Source organism: Brevibacterium sp. NPDC056726 (assembly GCF_042790515.1).
GTDB classification, from domain to species: domain Bacteria; phylum Actinomycetota; class Actinomycetes; order Actinomycetales; family Brevibacteriaceae; genus Brevibacterium; species Brevibacterium sanguinis.
In genome coordinates this window covers 233,463-254,438 of sequence record NZ_JBHTYZ010000001.1, presented here as the reverse complement: position 1 = coordinate 254,438, position 20,976 = coordinate 233,463, and the positions used below count along the sequence as shown (strand labels likewise).

Annotated in this window: 18 protein-coding genes and 1 tRNA gene; 9 read left to right on the top strand and 10 right to left on the bottom strand. The window is 67.0% G+C overall.

Features of this window, described 5'->3' with window-relative positions:
- The first annotated feature begins 30 nt into the window (after window positions 1–30).
- The 3 genes from ACFQ91_RS01135 (at window position 31) to ACFQ91_RS01125 (ending at window position 1,711) form a co-directional block, all read left to right on the top strand.
- Window positions 31–744 (top strand): hypothetical protein, encoded by a 714-nt coding sequence (locus ACFQ91_RS01135; protein WP_376870141.1) that lies wholly within the window; start codon window positions 31–33, stop codon window positions 742–744.
- Window positions 726–1,211, top strand: coding sequence for a hypothetical protein (locus tag ACFQ91_RS01130; RefSeq protein WP_376870142.1), 486 nt, complete (start codon window positions 726–728; stop codon window positions 1,209–1,211). The genes ACFQ91_RS01135 and ACFQ91_RS01130 overlap by 19 nt, the downstream gene beginning before the upstream one ends.
- 266 nt (window positions 1,212–1,477) lie before the next feature.
- A complete protein-coding gene (locus tag ACFQ91_RS01125; RefSeq protein WP_376870143.1) occupies window positions 1,478–1,711 on the top strand; it encodes an integrase in 234 nt (77 codons plus the stop codon).
- A 23-nt stretch (window positions 1,712–1,734) separates the two neighbouring features.
- On the opposite strand, the gene ACFQ91_RS01120 is transcribed toward ACFQ91_RS01125, so the two are convergent.
- Window positions 1,735–1,807, bottom strand: a tRNA-Arg gene (locus ACFQ91_RS01120).
- 107 nt (window positions 1,808–1,914) lie between these two features.
- Between ACFQ91_RS01120 and ACFQ91_RS01115 the strand changes: the two genes are divergently transcribed.
- Window positions 1,915–7,242 (top strand): DUF4011 domain-containing protein, encoded by a 5,328-nt coding sequence (locus ACFQ91_RS01115; protein ID WP_376870144.1) that lies wholly within the window; start codon window positions 1,915–1,917, stop codon window positions 7,240–7,242.
- 220 nt (window positions 7,243–7,462) lie between these two features.
- Window positions 7,463–7,588, top strand: coding sequence for a hypothetical protein (locus ACFQ91_RS01110; protein WP_269780025.1), 126 nt, complete (start codon window positions 7,463–7,465; stop codon window positions 7,586–7,588).
- A 165-nt stretch (window positions 7,589–7,753) separates the two neighbouring features.
- On the opposite strand, the gene mscL is transcribed toward ACFQ91_RS01110, so the two are convergent.
- The 4 genes from mscL to ACFQ91_RS01090 form a co-directional block, all read right to left on the bottom strand.
- A complete protein-coding gene (gene mscL, locus ACFQ91_RS01105; RefSeq protein ID WP_137824384.1) occupies window positions 7,754–8,221 on the bottom strand; it encodes a large conductance mechanosensitive channel protein MscL in 468 nt (155 codons plus the stop codon).
- Between the two features lie 181 nt (window positions 8,222–8,402).
- Window positions 8,403–9,032, bottom strand: coding sequence for an SAF domain-containing protein (locus ACFQ91_RS01100; protein WP_376870145.1), 630 nt, complete (start codon window positions 9,030–9,032; stop codon window positions 8,403–8,405).
- A 137-nt stretch (window positions 9,033–9,169) separates the two neighbouring features.
- Entirely contained in the window at window positions 9,170–9,514 is a 345-nt protein-coding gene (locus ACFQ91_RS01095) for an FmdB family zinc ribbon protein (protein WP_376870146.1), read from the bottom strand.
- A 109-nt stretch (window positions 9,515–9,623) separates the two neighbouring features.
- Window positions 9,624–10,295, bottom strand: a complete 672-nt coding sequence (locus ACFQ91_RS01090; protein WP_376870147.1) for a 5-formyltetrahydrofolate cyclo-ligase — start codon at window positions 10,293–10,295, stop codon at window positions 9,624–9,626.
- A gap of 46 nt (window positions 10,296–10,341) precedes the next feature.
- Between ACFQ91_RS01090 and galU the strand changes: the two genes are divergently transcribed.
- The 3 genes from galU (at window position 10,342) to ACFQ91_RS01075 (ending at window position 13,793) form a co-directional block, all read left to right on the top strand.
- On the top strand, window positions 10,342–11,244 hold the full coding sequence (gene galU / locus ACFQ91_RS01085; RefSeq protein ID WP_376904011.1) for a UTP--glucose-1-phosphate uridylyltransferase GalU: 903 nt from the start codon (window positions 10,342–10,344) through the stop codon (window positions 11,242–11,244).
- Window positions 11,245–11,368: 124 nt separating this feature from the next.
- Window positions 11,369–12,010 carry a GNAT family N-acetyltransferase gene (locus ACFQ91_RS01080; RefSeq protein ID WP_376870149.1) on the top strand — a complete coding sequence of 214 codons (642 nt, stop codon included), beginning with the start codon at window positions 11,369–11,371 and terminating at the stop codon, window positions 12,008–12,010.
- An 88-nt stretch (window positions 12,011–12,098) separates the two neighbouring features.
- Window positions 12,099–13,793: a hypothetical protein gene (locus tag ACFQ91_RS01075; protein WP_211978823.1), complete on the top strand. Its 1,695-nt coding sequence runs from the start codon at window positions 12,099–12,101 to the stop codon at window positions 13,791–13,793.
- 94 nt (window positions 13,794–13,887) lie between these two features.
- Here ACFQ91_RS01075 and ACFQ91_RS01070 read toward each other — a convergent pair whose 3' ends face one another.
- The gene (locus tag ACFQ91_RS01070; RefSeq protein ID WP_249121017.1) at window positions 13,888–15,057 is read right to left on the bottom strand and encodes a M20 family metallopeptidase; all 1,170 of its coding nucleotides are present in this window, start codon (window positions 15,055–15,057) and stop codon (window positions 13,888–13,890) included.
- An 80-nt stretch (window positions 15,058–15,137) separates the two neighbouring features.
- A complete protein-coding gene (locus tag ACFQ91_RS01065; RefSeq protein WP_211978825.1) occupies window positions 15,138–16,694 on the bottom strand; it encodes an AbgT family transporter in 1,557 nt (518 codons plus the stop codon).
- Here ACFQ91_RS01065 and ACFQ91_RS01060 point away from each other — a divergent pair.
- Window positions 16,685–17,836: an Lrp/AsnC family transcriptional regulator gene (locus ACFQ91_RS01060; RefSeq protein WP_344249436.1), complete on the top strand. Its 1,152-nt coding sequence runs from the start codon at window positions 16,685–16,687 to the stop codon at window positions 17,834–17,836. The two genes, ACFQ91_RS01065 and ACFQ91_RS01060, sit on opposite strands and share 10 nt — an antisense overlap.
- A 1-nt stretch (window position 17,837) precedes the next feature.
- On the opposite strand, the gene ACFQ91_RS01055 is transcribed toward ACFQ91_RS01060, so the two are convergent.
- The 3 genes from ACFQ91_RS01055 to ACFQ91_RS01045 all read right to left on the bottom strand — a co-directional run bounded on the left by ACFQ91_RS01055 (window position 17,838) and on the right by ACFQ91_RS01045 (window position 20,816).
- Window positions 17,838–18,347, bottom strand: coding sequence for a putative immunity protein (locus tag ACFQ91_RS01055; RefSeq protein WP_211978827.1), 510 nt, complete (start codon window positions 18,345–18,347; stop codon window positions 17,838–17,840).
- 201 nt (window positions 18,348–18,548) lie between these two features.
- Window positions 18,549–20,006, bottom strand: coding sequence for an NAD-dependent succinate-semialdehyde dehydrogenase (locus tag ACFQ91_RS01050; RefSeq protein WP_198499543.1), 1,458 nt, complete (start codon window positions 20,004–20,006; stop codon window positions 18,549–18,551).
- A gap of 117 nt (window positions 20,007–20,123) precedes the next feature.
- Window positions 20,124–20,816, bottom strand: a complete 693-nt coding sequence (locus ACFQ91_RS01045; protein WP_211978828.1) for a MerR family transcriptional regulator — start codon at window positions 20,814–20,816, stop codon at window positions 20,124–20,126.
- Window positions 20,817–20,976: the final 160 nt, after the last annotated feature.

Sequence of the window (20,976 nt, the reverse complement as noted above, 5' to 3'; positions counted from 1 at the left end):
GCCTGCTGAACGGCGCCTGAGCATCAAGAGGTGGTTCATGAAACACAAGCATGCAGTCTCGATCGCAGTGACCTCGCTAGTATTCCTGCTAGGGGCGTTGTTGCGCCGGCATCGGCCTCGGTTGATGGACTCGAAGCGACCAGCCAAAGCGACGACCAGGTGAAGCCGCAAAAGCAAGCCGCGGAAGATGCGGTCGCAATGAGGGGAACTGCTGACGACGAGCCCACCGAAACTGGGAAGGCGACAGCAAAGGAGCCGTATGTCGATCCTGAGACCGGCGAGTTGGTCTTGGGGGATGAGGATTTGGGCGAACTGGACTACGGCATTAGCCCCTTCAGGGTGGAACCTTACAAGCTCGGGAAGGTGAAAACTGCTGGCAAATGCAAGTTCCAGCATGGTGGCGATGAGCCGCATATCACGAGTGGTGAAGTGTCGGCTCATGGTTGGTGGGTGATATCTGGCGGTAGCAACTGTCCCGACAAGGCGAAAGTTCGGAACAAGCTCCAGGCGTATGCGTGCACGAACAAAAGGGTGTGCGGTTGGGTTACGCAGAAGACTGGGAGCAAATACTCTGTGTACGCTGGCTCCGGAAGCGGAAAGAGGTCCAACGCTCGCACCGCATGCAGGTCTGGCAAGCTGGTCGGTTGGCGTAATCTTGTGGATGTCGACCTCGAGTGGAGGGTCGACCCCGCCGGTTGGGACGAACTTGGCAAAAGGAATCTCGGATGCAGCCCCGCGAAGTAGAGTTTAACGAGGAAGATAACGAGTATTCGCCTTATCCTATGACCGAACGTGCAGCTCGGTGGTCTAAGGGCAATATTGATTCGTCTGCAGAAGTGGTCTCCGTAGGTGTGCACTGTGAGTTGAATCCCGACTGTAACGATCGTTGGGATAAGTTGGCCGTATTGCTCGACGAATTCGTTGAACTGTCGACGGGCGAACGCGTTTCAATTCGGTGGGATCGCGGATTCACAGTCAGTCACTCGATGGATCCGCGGTTGAGCAAGCGGCATCTGCTGGAGCATATTGACATGTCCCTTTTGCCAGATGAGGCCGACGTCGAAGACAGAGGCGAGTCGCGCCCATGGTGCGAGTATTCGCGGCTGCTCAGTGGACTCGGTCTTCATGTGGACGCTGAGGTCTTGCGAGTACTGCCTTACTCGACCGAGATTGAGTCGGCGCTGGCAGCGAGACTTAGAGGATCCAGCTGAGCGGGCCATCGGGTTTTCGTCAACTGAACGGGGTTGCGCAAGTCTTTAACGCCCATGGCTTGCGCAGCCCATTGCGTCTAGTTCCGGCGGGCGGGGAAGTGATAGACGCAACCGGTATTCGGCAGGCGAGGCGATCGGCATCGAACCGACCGTCATCGTATACGACGGAGACGACACGGCCGAGTATGTCATCGACTGCAACGTCACTCGACGCAATATGAGCACAGGCGCCCGGGCGATGTTCACTGCTCTCCTGCTGGAGGCGGATGGCAGACGAAACAACGGACGATGGGCCTACGGGCGCAGCGAGCATGGCGATCGGTGCGGGTGCCTCGGCGCTGAGCGTGCAGCGCATGTTGGGACACAGCTCAGCGACAGTCACCCTTGACGTCTATTCGTCGTTGTTCGAGGACGAGGTTGCCGAGAGGCTGGACTCGATGCGCGCTGAAAGCGGTGTACGTGATTTTTACGCGAAGCGCGGCGTGCGAGATCTTGGTTGAAGTATTTGCCCTGGTGGTAGACGCGCCCCCGGGCAGATTCGAACTGCCGACACCCGCTTTAGGAGAGCGGTGCTCTATCCCCTGAGCTACGGGGGCCGTGTGGCTGTCGTCAACCACGATCACCCAGTGTAGCGTAGAAGAAACCTCGATGATTCACGGTGCGCCAGCACGTGTTATGGGAAGTTTCTCGTTAGGGTCGAACTGTGCCAGATTCCGTTGTTGACGATCAGTACCCAGAGCTCGGGGGCGCGTTCGCCGAGTGGAAGCAGCAGGCCGCCCACCTCGGCGGTCGCGACACCATGCTTCATTTCCGGGACTCTCGCGACGGCAGCATCGACCTCTCGGGAGCCCACCCGTCGGGCCTCGCTCAACTGCTCGCCGGTCGCCCCACGCGCCTGTCGAGCCTGATCCGCGACCACGAGATCCTCGCCGACGCCCGCCGTCGTGCCCGGTCGATCCGCTCGAAGGCCGAGCAGCTCGACAACGAACGCGGCATCCGCACCGCCCACCTCGCGATTGGCTTCGCTTCGTGGACGGAGAAGGACTCCAAATACAAGTTCAACGCCCCCGTCGTGCTGCGCCACATCACGCTCGTGCCGCGGGGCTCCCGTGTCGAGGACTATGAGATCGTCCTCGGCAATGAGATCACGATCAATCCAGCTCTCGTCCGTCACCTCGCCGAGGTGTACGACCTCGAGGTGCCCGTCGACGACTGGGTCGACGCCACCGGGGGGCCGCACGGCTTCGATCCGGGGCCCGCGCTCGACCGCCTCGGCGAACTCGCCCAGTCGGTGCCCGGCCTGCGGATCAATCACCGCTTCATCGTCTCGACGTTCGCGAACATCGCGAGTTCCTTCACCGGCGACTACCTGCCCACTCAGCATCCGATCCTGCGGGCCCTCGCCGGTGACGCCGAGGTGCGCGGACAGTTCGGCGGGGGCGCCACCGTGCCGTGCCGGACACCGCGATCGGCGGCACCGTCCGGACGAGACGCGAGTGGCGCGACGTCCGCCGCATCCACGACCGCGTCGGGCAGCGCCGATGCGTCTGCCACCGGCGACGATGCCACGGGCACCGCGGCGACGGGAGCGGATTCCGATGCGCCAGGTTCCTCGGGGACTGCCGATCGCGCCGCCGAGAAGTCACCGACCACAGGATCGGCTCCTTCCGACGCGAGTCCGGCAGCGAACGCTGACGCGACAACGGCCGCGAACACCGAAGAGGGTGCCGCCTCCGCATCGCGCAGGACCGCGGGGAAGTCTGATGGCGACGACGCTGCATCGTCCACCGACACCGGCAAGCCGGACGCAGGCAAGCCGCGCGCTGACAAACAGGAGGCCGGCAAGAAGCCGAAATCCGACACCACGGCCTCAGCCACAGCGGACGCGACCGAGTCGACGACCACCGCCGGCAAGACGTCCGTCGCGGACGGTGCACCGACGTCGGCGAGCGGCGAAGACGACAGCGCCGCGCGCAGTGATCGTGCGGCCGACGACCGCGCTGCCGACGACACGACCACCGGTGACCGAACATCCGGTGCCGCAACGACCTCAGGGTCGACGACCGCGGACTCGACAACCGCGGACTCGGACACCTCCGGCAGCGCCGCGACGCCGGATGAGACGACTGGATCTCCCAAGAAGACTGCGACTGGCACGGACGCCGCGACTGGCACGGACGCCGCGACGGACCGGTCCGATGCGGCCGCGACAGGCACAGCCGCGCCCGGCGTCAGTGCCGAGGCCGACAAAGCCTCCGAGGCTGGGGACGACACCGGCGAGCCGACCGTGCCGATCACCTCGGCGGAGTCGACCGGCGCCGCGCCACAAACTGCCGACTCCGCGTCACAGACGGCCGACTCCGCGCCACGTGCCGTCGGTTCCGCTCCGCAGACCGATTCCGTGGCACCGACCCGCTCGGCACCGGCCGGCTCGACGGCGCGGCCCGGCTCGACAACTTCCGGGACCGATACAGCAACGGGAACGCCGGCGGGCGAGGAGTTCGTGCCCGCGGCGCTCCAGGAACCGGTCACGCCCCTGCCCGATCGCAAGCCGCAGGAGGAGTTCCTCGTCATCGACGTCGACGGTGACCAGCAGGCCGTCGTCGACGCCGCAGTCTCGGGACGATCCGTCGTCGTCGACACCCCGCCGGGCACCGGCGCGACCCAGGTCGCCGTCGCGGTCGCCACGACGCTCGCGCACACGGGCAAGAGCGTCCTCTTCCTCGCCCAGACCTCTGATGCGCTCGACGACTTCTCCGCCCGCCTCGGCGAGGTCGGACTCAGTGACTTCGCCGTCGACACCCGTGAAGGCGCTGACCACATCAAACGTCAGCTCATCGGCCTCATCGGCTCGGCTGAGCGGGCCGAACGCCCGGACCTCGCGGGTCTGCTCGGCGAGCTCAACGAGCAGCGTGCGACACTGAGCGACCATGTCACCTCCCTGCACCGCCGGCGCGCGCCGTGGGACGTCTCCGTCTACGAGACGATGCAGCATCTCGCGGAGCTCACCTCGGGCGATGACTCGCCCCAGACCGGAGTCCGGTTCGGTGACGACATCCTCGAAGCCAGCGACGACCGGCGCACGGCGCTGCGCGGCAAACTCGGCGAACTCGCGTCCCTCGGGGCCTTCACCCTCGACGTCGAGGACACCGTGTGGTTCGGCGCCGACCTCAAATCCGTCGATGAGGCCGAAGCCGCGCGCACCGTCGCCGAACGCCTCGGCCGCACCCTGCCCGACCTCGTCGCCGCCGTCGAACCCGTGCTCGCGAAGGCCAAGCTCAACCCCCGCCGCAACCTCGACGACTGGTCGCGGGCGATCAAGGTCCTCCTCCGGGTCCGCACGACACTCGACCGGTTCGCCCCTGACGTCTACGACCACCGGCTCGACGACCTCATCGCCGCCACCGGCTCCTCGGAGTACCGGACCGAGCTCGGCGTCGAGATGGGCATGCTCCAGCGCAAGCGCCTGAAGAAGTCCGCGCAGGAGTTCCTCCGTCCCGGCGCCGAGGTGCCCGACCTCCACGCGGCGCTCATCGACGTCCGCGCCCAGCGGGTCATCCTCCGCGACCTCGCCGGCCATGACGGACGTCCGCAGATCCCGCGCGGCGTCCTCGAGGCCGATGAGATCCTCCAGGGCGTCGAATCCGACGTCGCGAAGCTCGCCCCGGTCCTCGAGACCACCCCCGACGGCGGTGACCTCGGCGGCATGCTCATCGAGGAGCTGCAGGCCCGCGCCGAGGCGATGGGCGGAGACTCCGAGAACCTTGCCGACCTGCCCGAACGCTCACGACTCCAACGCGAGCTCAGCGCCGAGGGCATGTCCGACCTCATGACCGACCTGCGCCGCCGGAAGGTCGAGAACCACCTCGTCGGCCCGGAGTTCGACCTCGCCTACTGGGCGTCGGTGCTGCAGACGATGGCGAGCGAGGACCCGCAGATCGGCCGCCATGACGGGGCCGCCCTCCACCGTGTCGCCGAAGGCTTCCGCGACAACGATCGCGCCTTCGTCGCCGCCGGTGCCGGACGCCTGCGGTTCAACCATGCCCAGGCGTGGAAGCGCGCGATCGACGCCGACCCGATCGCCGCCGGCGTCATCAAGCAGGAGCTGCTCTCACCGCACACCTCGGTGCAGCGGATGTCGACGAAGGCCCCGGACCTCCTCACGACGCTCGCCCCCGTGTGGATGGCCAGCCCCTACACCGTGCCGGAGCTCTTCGCCGCCCTTCCGCTCTTCGACGCCGTCGTCATCGCCGACGGCGGTCGGCTCTCGGTCGCCGATGTCGTGCCCGGCATCACCCGCGCCCGTCAGGTCATCTCGCTCGGCGACTCGCGACTGCTCGGACCACGTTCGTTCTCGATCGCCGTCGACCGGTGGGGCACCGATGACGGGGACCATCCGGACTCGGTGCAGGACCGCCTCGGCGAGTTCCTGCCGCGGATGAACCTCTCGAACTCCTACCGGCTCTCTCCCGTCGGCCTCATCGATCTGGCGAACCGCCACTTCTACGATTCGACGATCTCGACGCTGCCGACGGCGCACACCGGGGAGGGCACCGGGCTCGAATTCTCCTATGTCTCCGAGGGGCGCGGCCCCACCGACATCGGCACCGGACGCGTCGAGAGCCCCGATGCCGAGGTCAAGCGCGTCGTCGAACTCGTGCTCAAGCACGCTCGCACGCGGTCGCGGGAGTCCCTCGCCGTCGTCGCGCTCACGCCCCACCACGCGCAGCGGATCGCCACGGCGATCTCCCGGGCGATGAAGGACCTGCCCTACGTCGCGGCGTTCTTCAACGACCCCGGCAAGGAGCCGTTCGTCGTCACCGACGCCGAACGCGTGCAGGGCATGTCCAGGGATGCGGTGATCTTCTCCCTCGGCTATGGACGCACCGTGCACGGCCGGGTCATCCCGGACTTCGGTCCGCTCTCGGGTCCCGACGGCGATCGGATCCTCGCCGCCGTCGTCACGCGGGCCCGCAAGCGCCTCACCGTGGTCTCGAGCATCGAGTCCGACGACTTCGACGAAGCGAAGCTCACCGGGGGAGCGACCCTGCTGCCGAAGCTGTTCGAGGAGATCGCCGCCGGCGGTGTCCGTCAGCCGGGCCCGCACGGGGAGATCTACGATCCGCTGTTCAACGACATCGCCGACCGCCTCCTCCAGCTCGGCGTCGTCGCCCACGAGCACTACAACGGCATCGATCTCGCGGTCGCGAACTCCGCCGAGGACGAGCACGGGATGATCATCGCCGTCTCCGGCGACGGCCCCGACTACGCCTCGATCCGCAGCCTCCGCCAGCGCGATCGTGTCGTGCCCGAACAGCTCGAGCGCCGCGGGTGGAAGTTCATGCGCGTGTGGTCGACGGATGCCTTCGTCGATCCGCAGGCCGAAACGGAGAAGGTCTTCGACGCATGGAAGGCGACGGTCGAGACGATGAGCCCGCAGGCCGTGCTCAACGCCGCCCGGGCCGCGTCCGTCGTCGTCGGGCGCACGGGCAGCCGCCCGAAGCTCGTTCCCGGACTGCCGATGCACAAGTACTCCGATGAGGGTCTCGACGCGATGATCGACTGGATCCAGTCGGATGCGGTTGTGCGCGGTGACGGGGAGATCAAGGAACTCCTGCGGACCGCACTTGCGCAGAAGGGCAACAGCCCTCGCGGGGAGACGCAGCTGCAGGCGGCGGTCGACCGCTACCGCCAGCGCCATGCTCAGGCGAAGAAGGTCACCGGCGCCGAGGTGGTCATCCCGACCGCCGATGCGCGCGGTCCCGTGGAGGGCGAGGTGATCCCGAGCTTCGACACCGGGCAGATCCGCGCCGAGTCGCTGCGCGATGCCGGACTCATCGACGCCGAGGCGGATGCCCCTGCAGCGAGTGATCCTGCCGTGTCCGACCGGGCTTCGGATGCCACTGCCGACAGAGGGTCGGACGTCACCGCTGAGCCCAGGTCGGACGCTGAGTCGACGACCGCCTCGGCGGAGGACGCGGCAGCCGACTCCCGCAGCGGTGAGCGAGACCGCTCCGATGAGCAGTCCTGACGACTCCTCGACACCCGCGAACGACCCAGCCTCGCATTCGGCGGAGGGCACGGCCGCCGCGGATCACTCTGCCGTGCCGCAAGCGAATCGCGGGACCGAGGAGGTCCTTGCCGAGCGTAACGGAGCAGAGGACCGCTCCACGCCGGTTGACAATCGCTCCACGTCAGATGACGCTCATCCCACGTCAGCCGACGATCGTCCGACCTCAGACGAGGATGCCGTGAGAAAGGAGCGCCTGGAGAGGGCGCTCCGGAAGTATCGCGCGACCCTGCGCAACGAAGCCGAATCCGGCAATGAGGGCTTCAGCGCCGAGCACTACCGGTCGCAGAAGCCCCCGCACTGGTGACGGCGCGAACCCGCACGCGCGGGCTGCGACCACCCGGCCTGGGACAACCAGGGGCATGAGACAACCAGGGGCCTGAGACCGCTTGCGGCGCTGACCCTCACCGCGGACATGACGAAGGGCCGCCTCCCGGCAGGGGAGACGGCCCTTCGTGACCACGTCGGAGAATCAGTGGCGCGGAGGCTCGTTCGGGTCGATGTATCCGCCGCCCTGGCCCTGGGCGCCGCCGGCAGGTCCGGCGTTGGCCGCAGCCTGGTTGCGCAGCAGATCGCGGATGTCGCCGAGCAGGTCCTCAGCGGTCGGGGGCACCTCTGACTCGGGCACACCGCGCTTGCGCAGCTCATTGAGCTTGTTCATCGGGACGATGATGATGAAGTACACGATGGCGGCAACGATGAGGAAGTTGATCGCCGCAGTGATAACCGCACCGATGTCGATGGTCGTCTCCGGCACGTTCGGCTTGATGCGGAACGCGAGCGCCGGTCCCTCAGCGCCGCCGACCGCCGCAATGAGCGGGTTGATGATCTTGTCGGAGAACGCCGTGACGATCGCAGTGAAGGCGCTGCCGATGATAACGGCAGTTGCCAACTCGACGACATTCCCCTGGAGAATGAAGTCTCTGAAACCCTTAAGCATTAGCGGCACCCTGCCAGTGGTGTGAGCATTAATGCAACTCTAATCTTTCAATGACGGTTACATAGTACACACCAACAAGAGATCCCAACAGCGCAGACATGCGAACAAATCGCGACATCCCGATGTCGGCGATGGATGTGACCGTCGCAACAAACGCGTTCGCCGCCGGAAGAATCGCGATTCACTGAGGGAGGATTGCAAAGCTGATCGGCAGACCGGCGAATTCCGCTATCCGTCCGGCGTCGTCCGGCGACAGTATTACGGAGACAAGTTGGCCTGATTCCGCGGCGATGCCGTTCTCCTTCCGGATGAGACGCGCGATCGTCACCTCTTCGACGACGACCTCCGATCCGCCCTCGGGGAGGGAGCTGAAGAGGCGGATGCGCTGCCCCGGTTGCAGGAGGCCCGCGGACTCATCATCGGCGAGGCGGACGGGCATGATGAGATCGGTGCTCCCCGCCGGCAGCGCCTGTTGATCGAGCACCGCCGAGGCGGTGAGCGGGGACCCTTCGGACACGCCGGCCGAGGTCCGTTTGTCCACGGCCTCATCGATCGAGGAGAACGCCTTGCTCGGGACGAAGTCGCGGGGATAGTCGACGAGAGTGAGATCGGCGGCGGTGAGCTGAGTCCCCGGAGCGAGGTCCGCGGCGGCCACAACGACCGGGGTGTCACCCTGCGCCGGAGTGAGGAGCCAGGCGAGCAGCGCGCACGCACCGGCGATGCAGGCGGCCGCGAGGAGTCGGCGCGGCCGCACCCTCGTCCCGGCGGCCGGCGAGGGCAGTCGCCGCCTGATGCGTTCGATGAGCGTCATGGTGGCCACGTTGCGCCTGCGGCATCGGTGAGGTCAACAGACGACTGCTCCCCTGTGGATGCGCGGTGGGCATCCACAGGGGAGTTGAGCATGAGTGATGGCGGCGTCCCCAGGGGACTGCACGCGAGTGGGCGGGATCAGGAACCCGACGAGGAGCTCGCGCCGACCTTCTTCGCAGACGACGAATCGGACGTCGAGGAACCTGCTGTCGAGGAGCCTGCTGTCGACGACGCGGTCTTTGAGGAGTCCGAGGAGCCGCCTGCCGAGGAATCCTTGTGCGACGGGGAGAGCGAACTCGAGGAGCTGTTGCGGGAGTCGGTGGCGTAGAATCCCGAGCCCTTGAAGCTGATTCCCACGGTGCCGAAGACCTTCTTCAGCTGTCCCTGGCATTCGGGGCAGATCGTGAGCGAGTCATCGCTGAAGTCCTGGTGGATATCGAACTTGTGACCGCAGCTCTTGCATGCGTAGGAATAGACGGGCATTCGGAACCTTTCTTCGACGTAAGGATTATAGTCCACGGGGCCGAGCACCGGCGGTGTCGCGCCGCGGTGCGCTCGGGCTGTCCACAGGTCAACACGTATAAGTGGGCGTTTATTTCTCCGCGGAGAGCCGCTCCAGTCCCTCTTCGGTGAGGATTTCGCCGATGCGCAGATCCCACGGTTCGACGGTGAGCCCGGGCAGATCCGTCTCGTCGGCGAAGCAGACGCCGACGACCCGCGGGCCCCGTGCGGTACGGGGGCGCTGCCCGTGGTCGAGGGGCGCTTCCCCGAACGGTCCGAACGTCCGATCGTAGAATCCTCCGCCGTTGCCCAGGCGGGCTCCGCCGGGCCCGAATCCGAGGGCGGGGACGAGGATGAGGTCGGGGACCGCCTCGGCGAGGAGAGCGGAGGCGCTCCACTGGGCGGCCGGTTCCCGGATCCCCCAGCGACCCTGCGGCCGCAGCGTGCTCATCGCTGCGCTCACCTCACCGAACCGCAGAGCCTCACCGAGACGGGTGACGACGGGCAGGACGACGCGCGCCCCTCGGCGCAACAGGTCATCGAGCGCCGGATCGAGATCGGGTTCGCCGGGCAGGCCCGCATAGGCGACGACGGTGCGCCCGGTGAGGTCATCACCGGGCCACATGCGGGCGACCGCCTCGGTGAGGGCAGCTGCGATCATCGGCTCATCCGGCCGGGACGACGCGCGGGACAGCTCTGCTCGCTCGGCCCGGCGCGCCCGCACGAGCGCGCGCAGACGGGACTTCGATGTCTCAGGATCCACGCCCTTCAGCGTAACCGGTGGGTGAGGACTGGTTAAGATGAACGTCATGAGCGATCAATCCCACAGCACAGTTCGCAAGGCCGTCATCCCCGTCGCCGGCCTCGGAACTCGATTCCTCCCCGCCACCAAGGCCACCCCCAAGGAGATGCTGCCCGTCGTCGACAAGCCGGCGATCCAGTACGTCGTCGAAGAAGCCGTGTCCGCCGGCCTCGAGGACGTCCTCATGATCACCGGACGCAACAAGCGTCCCCTCGAGGACCACTTCGACCGGGTCGACGGACTCGAAGCCGCGCTGGCGAAGAAGGGCGACGACAAGAAGCTCGCCGCCGTCCGCCACTCCTCGGAGCTCGCCGACATCCACTACGTGCGCCAGGGCGACCCCAAGGGACTCGGCCACGCCGTGCTCAAGGGACGCCAGCACGTCGGCGACGAGCCGTTCGCCGTCCTCCTCGGTGACGACCTCATCGACGAGCGCAGCCCGATCCTGCCGAAGATGATCGACGTCGCCGAAGCGACCGGCGGCAGCGTCGTCGCCCTCATGGAGGTCCCGCCCGAGCTCATCCACCTCTACGGCTGTGCCGCCGTCGAACAGACCGATGACGACGAGGTCGTCAAGATCACCGGTCTCGTCGAGAAGCCCGCCCGGGAGGAGGCGCCGTCGAACCTCGCGATCATCGGCCGCTACGTCCTCGCGCCGGAGATCTTCGACGTCCTCGAGACGACGGAGCCCGGCCGCGGCAACGAGATCCAGCTCACCGACGCCCTGCAGACCCTGGCCGGGGACCCCGCGAGCCACGGCGTCTACGGCGTCGTCTTCAGCGGTGACCGCTACGACACCGGTGACAAGCTCGACTACCTCAAGGCCGTTGTGCAGATCGCGTGCTCGCGCGACGACCTCGGCGACGACCTCAAGGGCTGGCTCAAAGAGTACGTGGCGGACCTCGACTGACCACCGATGCGACAGCATGCCGCGCCACGGGCGGGCCACCCGGTGACCCTGCAGGTCCCTGCGACCGCAGAGGTCCCTGTGACCGCAGAGGTCGCGGTGAGTCCGGTGGCTCCCGGAGGCCCCGGTGATCGGTGACGGCCCGCTGTGGCCGATCGAGCTGCGCGACACCACGGCCGCGGTGACGCTGCGACCCCTGCGTCGCAGCGATGAGTCCGCATGGCGTGAGGTTCGCGCCTTCAACCGCGACTGGCTGCGCCCCTGGGATGCGACGCTGCCGGTGCCCGGCCAGGAGACCCCGAGCTTCCGGTCGATGGTCCGGATGTATGACAAGCAGGCCAAGCGCGGTCAGTCCGTCCCCTTCGCCATCGAGGTCGCCGGTGAGTTCCGCGGGCAGCTCACCGTCTCCGGGATCACGTGGGGGTCGATCCTCAGCGGGCAGATCGGCTACTGGATCGACTCCCGCGTCGCCGGCCGCGGAATCACCCCGCTCGCGGTGGCGATGGCCACCGACCACTGCCTGTTCTCCCTCGGTCTCCATCGCATCGAGATCAACATCCGCCCGGAGAACGCGGCGAGCCTGCGCGTCGTCGAGAAGCTCGGCTTCCGCGACGAGGGCCTGCGGCGCAACTACATGCACATCGACGGGCGGTGGAGCGATCACCGGACGTTCGCGCTCACCGTCGAGGACGTCCCACACGGCATCCTCGCAGCCTTCCGGCACGGCAGCGGCGGAGGCCACGGCGGACCCGGTGTGAGCAGGGCCTGAACCGAATCGTGTGAACTTCCTGGCGGATTGACCGACACACCACCGTCGTTCACGACGTTGTCCAATCGTGACCTCTAGGGTTTGCAGTGTGGACACCAGCATCATCGTCGTCATCGCCATCGCCGTGGTCTTCGTCGTCGTCGTGCCCGCACTGATCCGCCGCTCGGCCACCGAGATCTCCCGCGTCGACCTCGACCGTGTCCCCGATGATGCCCGGGTGGTCCCTGCCGAGTCCCAGAATCCCTGCCGTGACCAGGCAGAACGCGTCACCGTCTTCCGCACCGAGGCGGCCCAGCCATCCGTGCCGCGCATCGGTCACACCCCCGCCGACACGGTTCCCAGCCTGCGGCTGTCCGCGCAGACCCCGGAACTCGCCGTCATCGACGGAGAGGGTGAGTCCCGCCCCGAGGTGGTCGCGCCCGACGACCAGAGCGCAGAGCCCCGGCAGCTGCCCGTCGCCGTCGGCGAGTCCGCGTCGACGTTCGTCGCCGCCGGGCACGCTCCCGCGCACGACGCCGACATCCGTCCGCTGCACCCCGCGGTGCGCGCCGTCTTCAACCAGGCAGCGTCGGGACCGACGAACTCGGTGAGCGGTGGCACGGGCCGCCTCGGCGAGACGCCCCGAGGTCCGCAGCCACCGACTTCCGCGGGCCGAACCCAGCCGCCTCGCTCTCGCGGGGGAGAGGCTGACCGGCCCGCGACGACCGCGGCGCGCGCACAGACGCCCGCGCCCGGTCCTGCGACACCCGAACCGACCGCCCGAGACACAGAGGACCCTGCGATGACTGAGAGTGCTGCCCGACTGCGCGAATCCCTGCGGTCGACCGGAACGATGGTCCGCGGATTCGCGCTCGTCTTCCTCGCCTCCGTGCTCGGCATTCTCGTCACCGGTGTCCTCGCTCTCGTCTCCGTCGTCCACCCGGCTCTCATCGGAGTGTTCGCAGGCCTCGCGGTCGTCTCGCTCTTCATCGTGCGGACCCTCAATCTGCGCAAGCGCGACATCAAGCGCCAGCTCCGCAGCCTCGGCACGACATCGGCTCGCGGTGGCGAGTCCATTGCGGTCGCGGAAGCCCCCGCCCAGGCGGTCTCGGATTCCGCCGAGTCGAGCGCGCCGGCCGCTGCCGCGAAGGCCGCTCGCGCCCGTGCGGTCATGCAGCGCAGCGCCACGGCGAAGTACGCCCGTGAGGAAGCCGTCACCGGGGAGATCCCGATCGTCCACATCCGCAGCGAGGCCGCCGAGGGGCACACGACCCGCCAGATCCTCCTCACCGGACCGATCCCCGTCATCGACGAGGCCACCGCAGCTCCCGCCGAGCAGGAGGAAGCGAAGGCGGATTCCGCGTCGACCGGAACGTCTGCAGAGTCCGATGCGGTGACCGCGACCGGGGTGGCCGATGACCTCGCCGAGGCGGCTCCCGAACCGGCACGCGCCCCGCAGGCGAAGGAGGCGGCTCCGGCGGTCACCGACCCGTTCCAGCAGCGCCTCATGGCCCGCGGCGGATGGTCGCCGACGCCGCTGCCCGTGCCGAGCTATGTCGATGCCCCCGAAGCCGAGCACACTGTGCCCGCGGCGAAGGCCGCGGACGCGAGTTCGTACGAGACCGAGGCCCGCAGCCGCGAGGACATCGCCGCGCAGTTCGCCGAAGAGCTCGGCTACCGCAACGAGCTCAGCGACTCCGCACGGGATGACAGCCCGCTCGAGCACGGCCGCAAGGCGATCAGGGCCACGAAGGCTCCGGCGCTCGACGCCGTCAACGACGTGCTCGCCCGCCGCCGCGCCTGAGCCGAGGATGATGCAGCGAGTCGGCTGACCGACCGGCGCCGACGCACGAACAGCCCCACCGATCGGTGGGGCTGTTCGCGTCTGTCGCGGTATGTCAGAGCGGTGGGGTGGTCGCTGCCCTGACACCAGCGAGACGCGCGGACTCGCTGTCAGAGCGGCGATCGAGATCTCCCACGTCCAGGTCCGAGGGGGTGAACGCTGTCGTGAGGATCCCAGTCAGGAGGAGAATCCGGTCGTCGATGTCATCTTCGATGACGTGTTCGGATCGCGCGTGTGGCCCGTTGCCACTGGCACCAAGGCCATCGAGCACAGGAATGCCCATCGCCGAGATGAAGTTGGCGTCGCTGCCTCCTCCGACCGCGCGCAGACCCAGCCGTGATCGCACCTTCTCCGCCGCGTGCTGAACGCCTGCGATGAGTTCGGTGCTGGCGCTGGTGACGGTCATCGGCGGGCGGTTCCACCCACCGTCCACGCTCAATGCCACCCGCTCATCCGTGATGATGAGCGACGAGAGCAGCGCGTCGATGCGTTCGGCTTCGGCGGCCGTCGTCACTCGCACGTCCACCTCGGCTTCGGCAGATCCCGCGATGACATTGCGCGCACTGCCGCCGCGGATCAGACCGACATTGAGACTTGTGCCGGCTTCGTAGTCCGAACCCGCACTCAATTGGAGGATGACCTCGGCAAGAGCATTGATGGCGCTGGCTCCGCCGGCTGGGTCATTGCCCGAATGGGATTCGACGCCGGTCGCGCGGATCGTGAAGACACCCACCCCCTTGCGTTCGACTTTGAGGTCCCAATCGACGCCGGGCTCGAGAACCAGGCCTGCTAGCGCTCCCGCCGCTTCGCGCTCGATGATCGGTCGGGATGCTCGGCTGCCGAGCTCCTCATCCCCGTTGAAGACGAAGGTGACGGTCGGATGCGGCAAGCCATGTCGTTGGGCGAATCTGAGCGCGCGGACTCCTGTGACAAGGCCGGCTTTCATATCGAGTACTCCGGGCCCTCGCACGATGCCCTCATCGACGGAGAACGGGATGGAATCGAGGGTCCCGAGCGGCCACACGGTGTCGTAGTGGCCGACGACGACCACTCGGCCGGGAATCGAACCGGGCACCTCGATGACGAGGGTCGGACCGTGCTCAGAGTGATCCACACGTTCGGCGCGACCGAGAGGGCCGAGCACTTCACTCACCCATTCGAGAAGCTGATCGGCGAAGGCGCGCAGCGACGGCAGGTCAGAGCTCGGAGACTCCCGTTCGACCAAGCGCTGCAGATCGGTCAGTGTCGCGGCGTGCTCGGCGGCTGCCTCGGCGCGCAGCAGAGGAAGGCGGTCTGCGAATGCGGTCACTGGACTCCCACCCCCGGTCCAAGAGGCAGACCGAGCAGGTACCAGATGATGAACAGCCCCAGCCAGACGAAGAGATTGACCACTGCGATGGGCAGAACCAGTGACATCAGCGTCCCGATGCCTGCCTTGGGTCGGTGGGTCCGCAGGAATCCCAGTGCCATGACGAAGTACGGACTCATCGGGGTGAGACTGTTCGTCGGAGCATCGGCGATGCGGAAGACAGCCTGTGTCGTCTCCGGAGCGATGTCGAGCAGCATGAGCATCGGAACGAGAACCGGAGCGACGAACGCGTACATCGCCGATCCGCTGGTGAGGACGAGGTTCATGCAGCTGATGAGCAGGACTGCGGCGATGAAGATGGGGATGGGGGATGCGCCGAGTGAATCGAGCAGGCCGGCCCCCTTGATCGACAGGATCGCTCCGATGTTCGTCCATTTGAAGTACGCAAGGAACTGGGCTGCGGCGAAGAAGAGGACCATCACCGGCACGAGTTCGCGCACGCCAGGAACCATCAGCGCGGGAATCTGGCTCACCGAGGTGATCGACCCTTCGGCGACGCCGTAGCAGATGCCGACGGTTGCGAAGAAGAGCATCATGAAGACGGCCATATTGTCCATGAGGGGAGAGTCGAGGACCGAACCGTTCTCGCCGCGCAGCGGCGAGCCTGAGGGGAGGACTGCGAGGACCACAAGTGTGAAGAAGATCAGAGCACCGATGCCGGCAGTGACGAGACCGCGACGTTCGGACGAGTTGAGCTTCATGTTCGGCAGCGGTTCGGCATCGACCGAGGGCTCCTCGGCCTCCATCGCAGCGACCCGCTTGGAGACGACGAGTTCGACGACGACGGTGATCGAGACCGCGAGGACGAGGGATGATGCGGCTGAGAAGTAGTAGTTGGCGAGAGGGCTCACCGAATAGCCGGGGTCGATCGTCTGCGCTGCTGCGGTCGAGATTCCGGCGAAGACGGCATCGCTGCCTGTGGGGAGCAGGCCGATGCTGCTGGCGCCGCCCACGGACACGTACGCGACGACCGCACCGATGATGGGACTGCGACCAACGGCGCGGTACGCGATCATCGCCAAGGGGATCATCACGGCGAATGCCGCATCTGAGGCGACCTGAGCGACCATGGCGGTGATGGCGATGGTGAAGGTGACGTAGCGCGGGGAGACTCGAGCGAGCATTCCGCGCATCATCGCCTGCAGCAGTCCGGAGGCATCGGCGATGGACACGCCGAGTGCGACGACGATGATGAGGCCGAGAGGCGGGAAGGTGACGAAGTTGCTGATGGCGTCGCCGAGCATCATCTGCACGCCGGCGAAGGACAGCAGGTTCTGCACGGCGAGCGTCTCACCGTCCGCCGGATTCTCTGCGGTGACCCCGAGGGCGGAGAGGACTGCGCTGAGGACGGCGACGATGACGGCAAGTCCGACGAAGATCCAGAATGGATGCGGAAGCTTATTGCCGATCCGATCGACGGTTTCGAGGACCTTGAGAACTCCCGTCGAGAACCGCGACTCCTTCGTCACGCTCGCCGGTGAAAGTGTGGACATTCGATTCTCCGAATTGTGATTATGTTCATCTGACAGGAACAGTGTGCATGATGTGTAACATTTTTGGCAATGCCGTATTGGATCATGGCAAAGGATATAGTGGTTCAGTGCAACCACTCGATGCTCTCGACATCTCCCTCGTCGCCGCCCTGCAGCATTCGCCCCGGGCGTCGCTCAACACGCTTTCCGACGTGCTGACGATCTCACCGAGCACGGTGAGTCGACGTCTGTCTCGCCTCATCGACGACGCGCTCATCCGTGTCACGGCGTCCGTGAGCTGGTCGATCCGCGGATCCGGCCATCCCAGTGTGCTCTGGGTGCAGGTGGCTCCCGCGCAGATCCGCGACGCGGCATCCGCGCTGGCCGAGCTGCCTGAGGCGCAATCGGTCTACATCGTCACGGGTGAGGCGAACATCAGGTGCTTGCTCCATCCCCGGGCCGACGGTGACATCTCCGAGCTCGTGCTCGATGTCATCCCGCAGATTCCGGGAGTCGAGCGCATCTCCTCACACGGGATCCTCGCCAGCTCCTCGCGCAGTGCTGACTGGACAGTGCCGGGCATCCTCAGCGATGGGCAGATCGATCTCCTCGGAGGACGGTGGGATGCTGCCGGCAGCGGTGAGCAGGAGGGACAGCTTCGGCGCACCGAGCTGGGAGTCGTCGATCAGCTCGTCGCCAACGGTCGTATCACTGCCGTCCAGATCGCCGACGAACTCGATATCACCCGGGTCACCGCTGCCCGTGCACTTGAGACGATGTTGAGCAGCGGCCTCGTGCGACCGCGGATCGACGTCGAGCCTGGCCTTCTCGGGTATCCGGTTGAGGTCTTTGCGCAGATCAGCTGTGCACCCTCTGCGGTCGCTGACCTCGTTGCAGTGCTCGGACAGCACCCGAACGTGCGGACGGCGTCAATGACGGCCGGAGCAGTCGCTGTCGCGGTCCAAGCCAATGTCGCCAATGAGACCGCACTCTATGAGTTCGTCACAGAGGACCTCGGGAAGCTCGAGGGAATATCGGACGTTCGGCTGTCGACGAAGCTCGAAACGGTCAAGCGAAACTGGAGCAGTGTTCGGCCTGACGGCAGGCAGGTCCCCGCGGCGGCACCGCCGTTGCTTGCGGGGTCGCCTGGCGCTGGGGGCTGAGTCAGTCGGAGAAGACGCCCCAGCAGAGGGCATTGCGGCGCTCCTGGTCCTCGAGGACGAGGTCGCGGACGGCGACCGGCAGTCGGCTGCGCTGCCATTCCCGCTCCTTGCTGCCGGCGGCCGGATCATTCGGGGCTGCCGCGGCGACGGCCTTGATCGCATAGGCGGCCGCGCCGAGATCGTGCTCGGCGACGTGTCCCACGCAGGCGGCCTGACCGGCGGCGTAGGCGGCGAATCGGGGTGCGCCGGTGAGCGGGCGGGCCGCCCCCATCGCGTGACCGCCGAGGGCGCGTGCCGTCATCATCGGCATCTCTCCGCTTGCCCATGCCCGTGCGGCGGCGATCGCGTCGCGCGGACGCCGATCATCGACGACGGCCGCCTCGAAGAGCGGGAGGGCGTGCTCAGCGCAGTCGGCCGCCCAGAGGGCGAGGAGGCGATGGTCGTCGTCGGTGAGGGTGCCGCCGCGACGAACCGTGATGAGCCGCGGGTCGCGGTCCTTGGAGAGGATCATCGTGCTGGGCCGTGCCTGCTGGTGGCGGTGGTGAGCGCCGATCCGCTCCTCGTCTGACCGTCGGGCTTCCTCGCAGTGCTCACGGTCACCGAGTCTAGGGCGACCCCAGCCGAAATCACAGAGGCGGCCGACACGGGAAGTGCCGGCCGCCTCGGTGACGGTCCTTCGCACCGTCACGGGACCCCGGACGGTGCGATGCGCTCAGGAACGCGGAGTGGCGACGTACTTGAGCTCGAGGTACTCGTCGATGCCGACGCGGCCGCCCTCGCGACCGAGACCCGACATCTTCACGCCGCCGAAGGGTGCGGCCGGGTTCGAGACGAGACCGGTGTTGAGGCCGATCATGCCGACCTCGAGCTTCTCGGCCATGCTCAGGGCACGGTTGATGTTCTCGCTGAACAGGTAGCCGGCGAGGCCGTACTCGGTCTCATTGGCCAGCGCCACGGCCTGCTCGTCGGTGTCGAACGTGACGATCGGGGCGACAGGTCCGAAGATCTCCGTCGTGCGGATCTCCGCGTTCTCCGGAACGTTCGTGATGACCGTCGGATCGAAGAAGAAGCCGGGGCCGTCGATCTTCGCACCGCCGGAGATGACCGTGGCACCATTCGACACGGCGTCGTCGACGAGGGCGGCGACCTTGTCCAGGGACTCCTGGTCGACAAGCGGGCCCACCTCGGTGCCGTCCTCGAGGCCGTTGCCGACCTTCATCGACCCGATGCGCTCGGCGAGCTTCGTCGAGAACTCATCGGCGATCGAGGAGTGGACGAAGAGGCGGTTGGCGGCCGTGCAGGCCTCGCCGCCGTTGCGCATCTTCGCGAGCACCGCGCCTTCGACGGCCTTGTCGAGATCGGCGTCCTCGAGGACGACGAACGGGGCGTTGCCGCCGAGCTCCATCGAGGACTTCATGACATTGTCGGCGGCCTGCTTGAGCAGACCGATGCCGACCTCGGTCGACCCGGTGAAGGTGACCTTGCGGGCGATGCCGGACTCCATCCACGGGGTGACGACGCGACGCGCCGACTCCGAGGTGACGACGTTGAGGACGCCGTCGGGCAGACCGGCTTCCTTGAGGACGTCGACGAGCATGAGCGAGGTCAGCGGGGTGAGCTTCGCGGGCTTGAAGACCATCGTGCAGCCGGCGGCGATCGCCGGACCGATCTTGCGCGTGCCCATGGCCAGCGGGAAGTTCCACGGCGTGATGAGCACGCACGGTCCGACCGGCTCACGCGAGATCATCAGACGGTTCTTGCCGTCGGTCGAGAGCGTGAAGTCACCCGAGATGCGCACAGCCTCCTCGGAGAACCAGCGGAAGAACTCCGCGCCGTAGGCGACTTCGCCCTTCGACTCGGCGAACGGCTTGCCCATCTCGGCGGTCATGACGGCGGCGATGTCGTCGGAGCGCTCGATGAGGAGTTCGAAGGCGCGGCGCAGGATCTCGGCGCGCTCGCGCGGGGCGGTGGCCGCCCAATCAGCCTGCGCGTCGCCGGCTGCCTTGATGGCCGCCTCGGCGTCAGCGGCCGAACCGTCGGCCACGGTGGTGATGACGTCACCGGTCGCGGGATTGATGACGTCGATGGTCTTTCCGTCCTCGGCATCACGCCACTGTCCGTTGATGAACAGTCCGGTGTTGAGCTTGTCGATGATCGGCGTGATGTCCACGACTGATCCTCCCTTGGTTGTTGTCTCGAGACTTCCGGGCACGGGAGCGCCCGATGCCTCGTTCAGTGTACGGGTCGCCCACCGTGGAATCGATGCGGATTTCGCAGAGTGAGAGCGTCAGCCGCCCTGCCTCCGCGCCTGTGCGGACATCGCCGCATGGACGAGTCCGCTCATCGAGACGAGCAGGCGATTGTGGAGGGTGATGCCGCGGATGACCGCCAGGGCGATCTCGTCGCGGGTCAGGTCGTCGCTGATCGGCAGCGTATTGGTCCGGGCGATCTCCTCGAGCGCCCGCGCGTGGAGGAGCACGGTGTCGGCATCGACGGTGTATCCGGCAGCGGCGAGGTCGGCCAGCGCCGTGGCGACGGCGGTGCGCGAGGTGGGGGAGACGTCCGGCCAGTCGAGCGCGGCAAGAGCGCTGCGGACAGCGGCGTCGCTGTCGTCAGCGTCTCCCCGAGGCGGCTGCTCGGAGCTTGATCGAGTGTCGGAGACGGGTGGGTCAGCGGCGTCGGTTCCGACGGTGTCCGCGACGCCGGGGTGGTTGGCCGTGCGCTGGCAGAGACCCATGAGTTCGAGGTTGCTCACCGTCTCATCGTCGATCGCCGAGGTCAGGTCGGTGATCGCGGCCAGCGGGAGGTCGAGCTCGCGTCGCAGCCACGTGATCAGGGCGAGCCGGTGGACGTGGGCCTCGGTGTAGGTCGCCGTCGTCGCGTTGCGCTTGAGTCCGGGATTGAGCACGCCGAGGCGGAGGTAGTACTTGATGCTCGCCGGCGACACCTCGGTGCGTCGGGCGAGTTCGCTCAGCTTCATCGCGCTCCTTCGATATCCACGGCCGGAACTTCCCGGGCCGTCACGCCTGAGCCGTCATGCTCGAGTTGCGGGCCCGAGTTGCGGGCCCGGGCCGTCGAGGCGCGGAGAACCAGAGCCCCGGACAGCCGACGCCCTCGGATAGCTGAGAGCCCCGGCACTA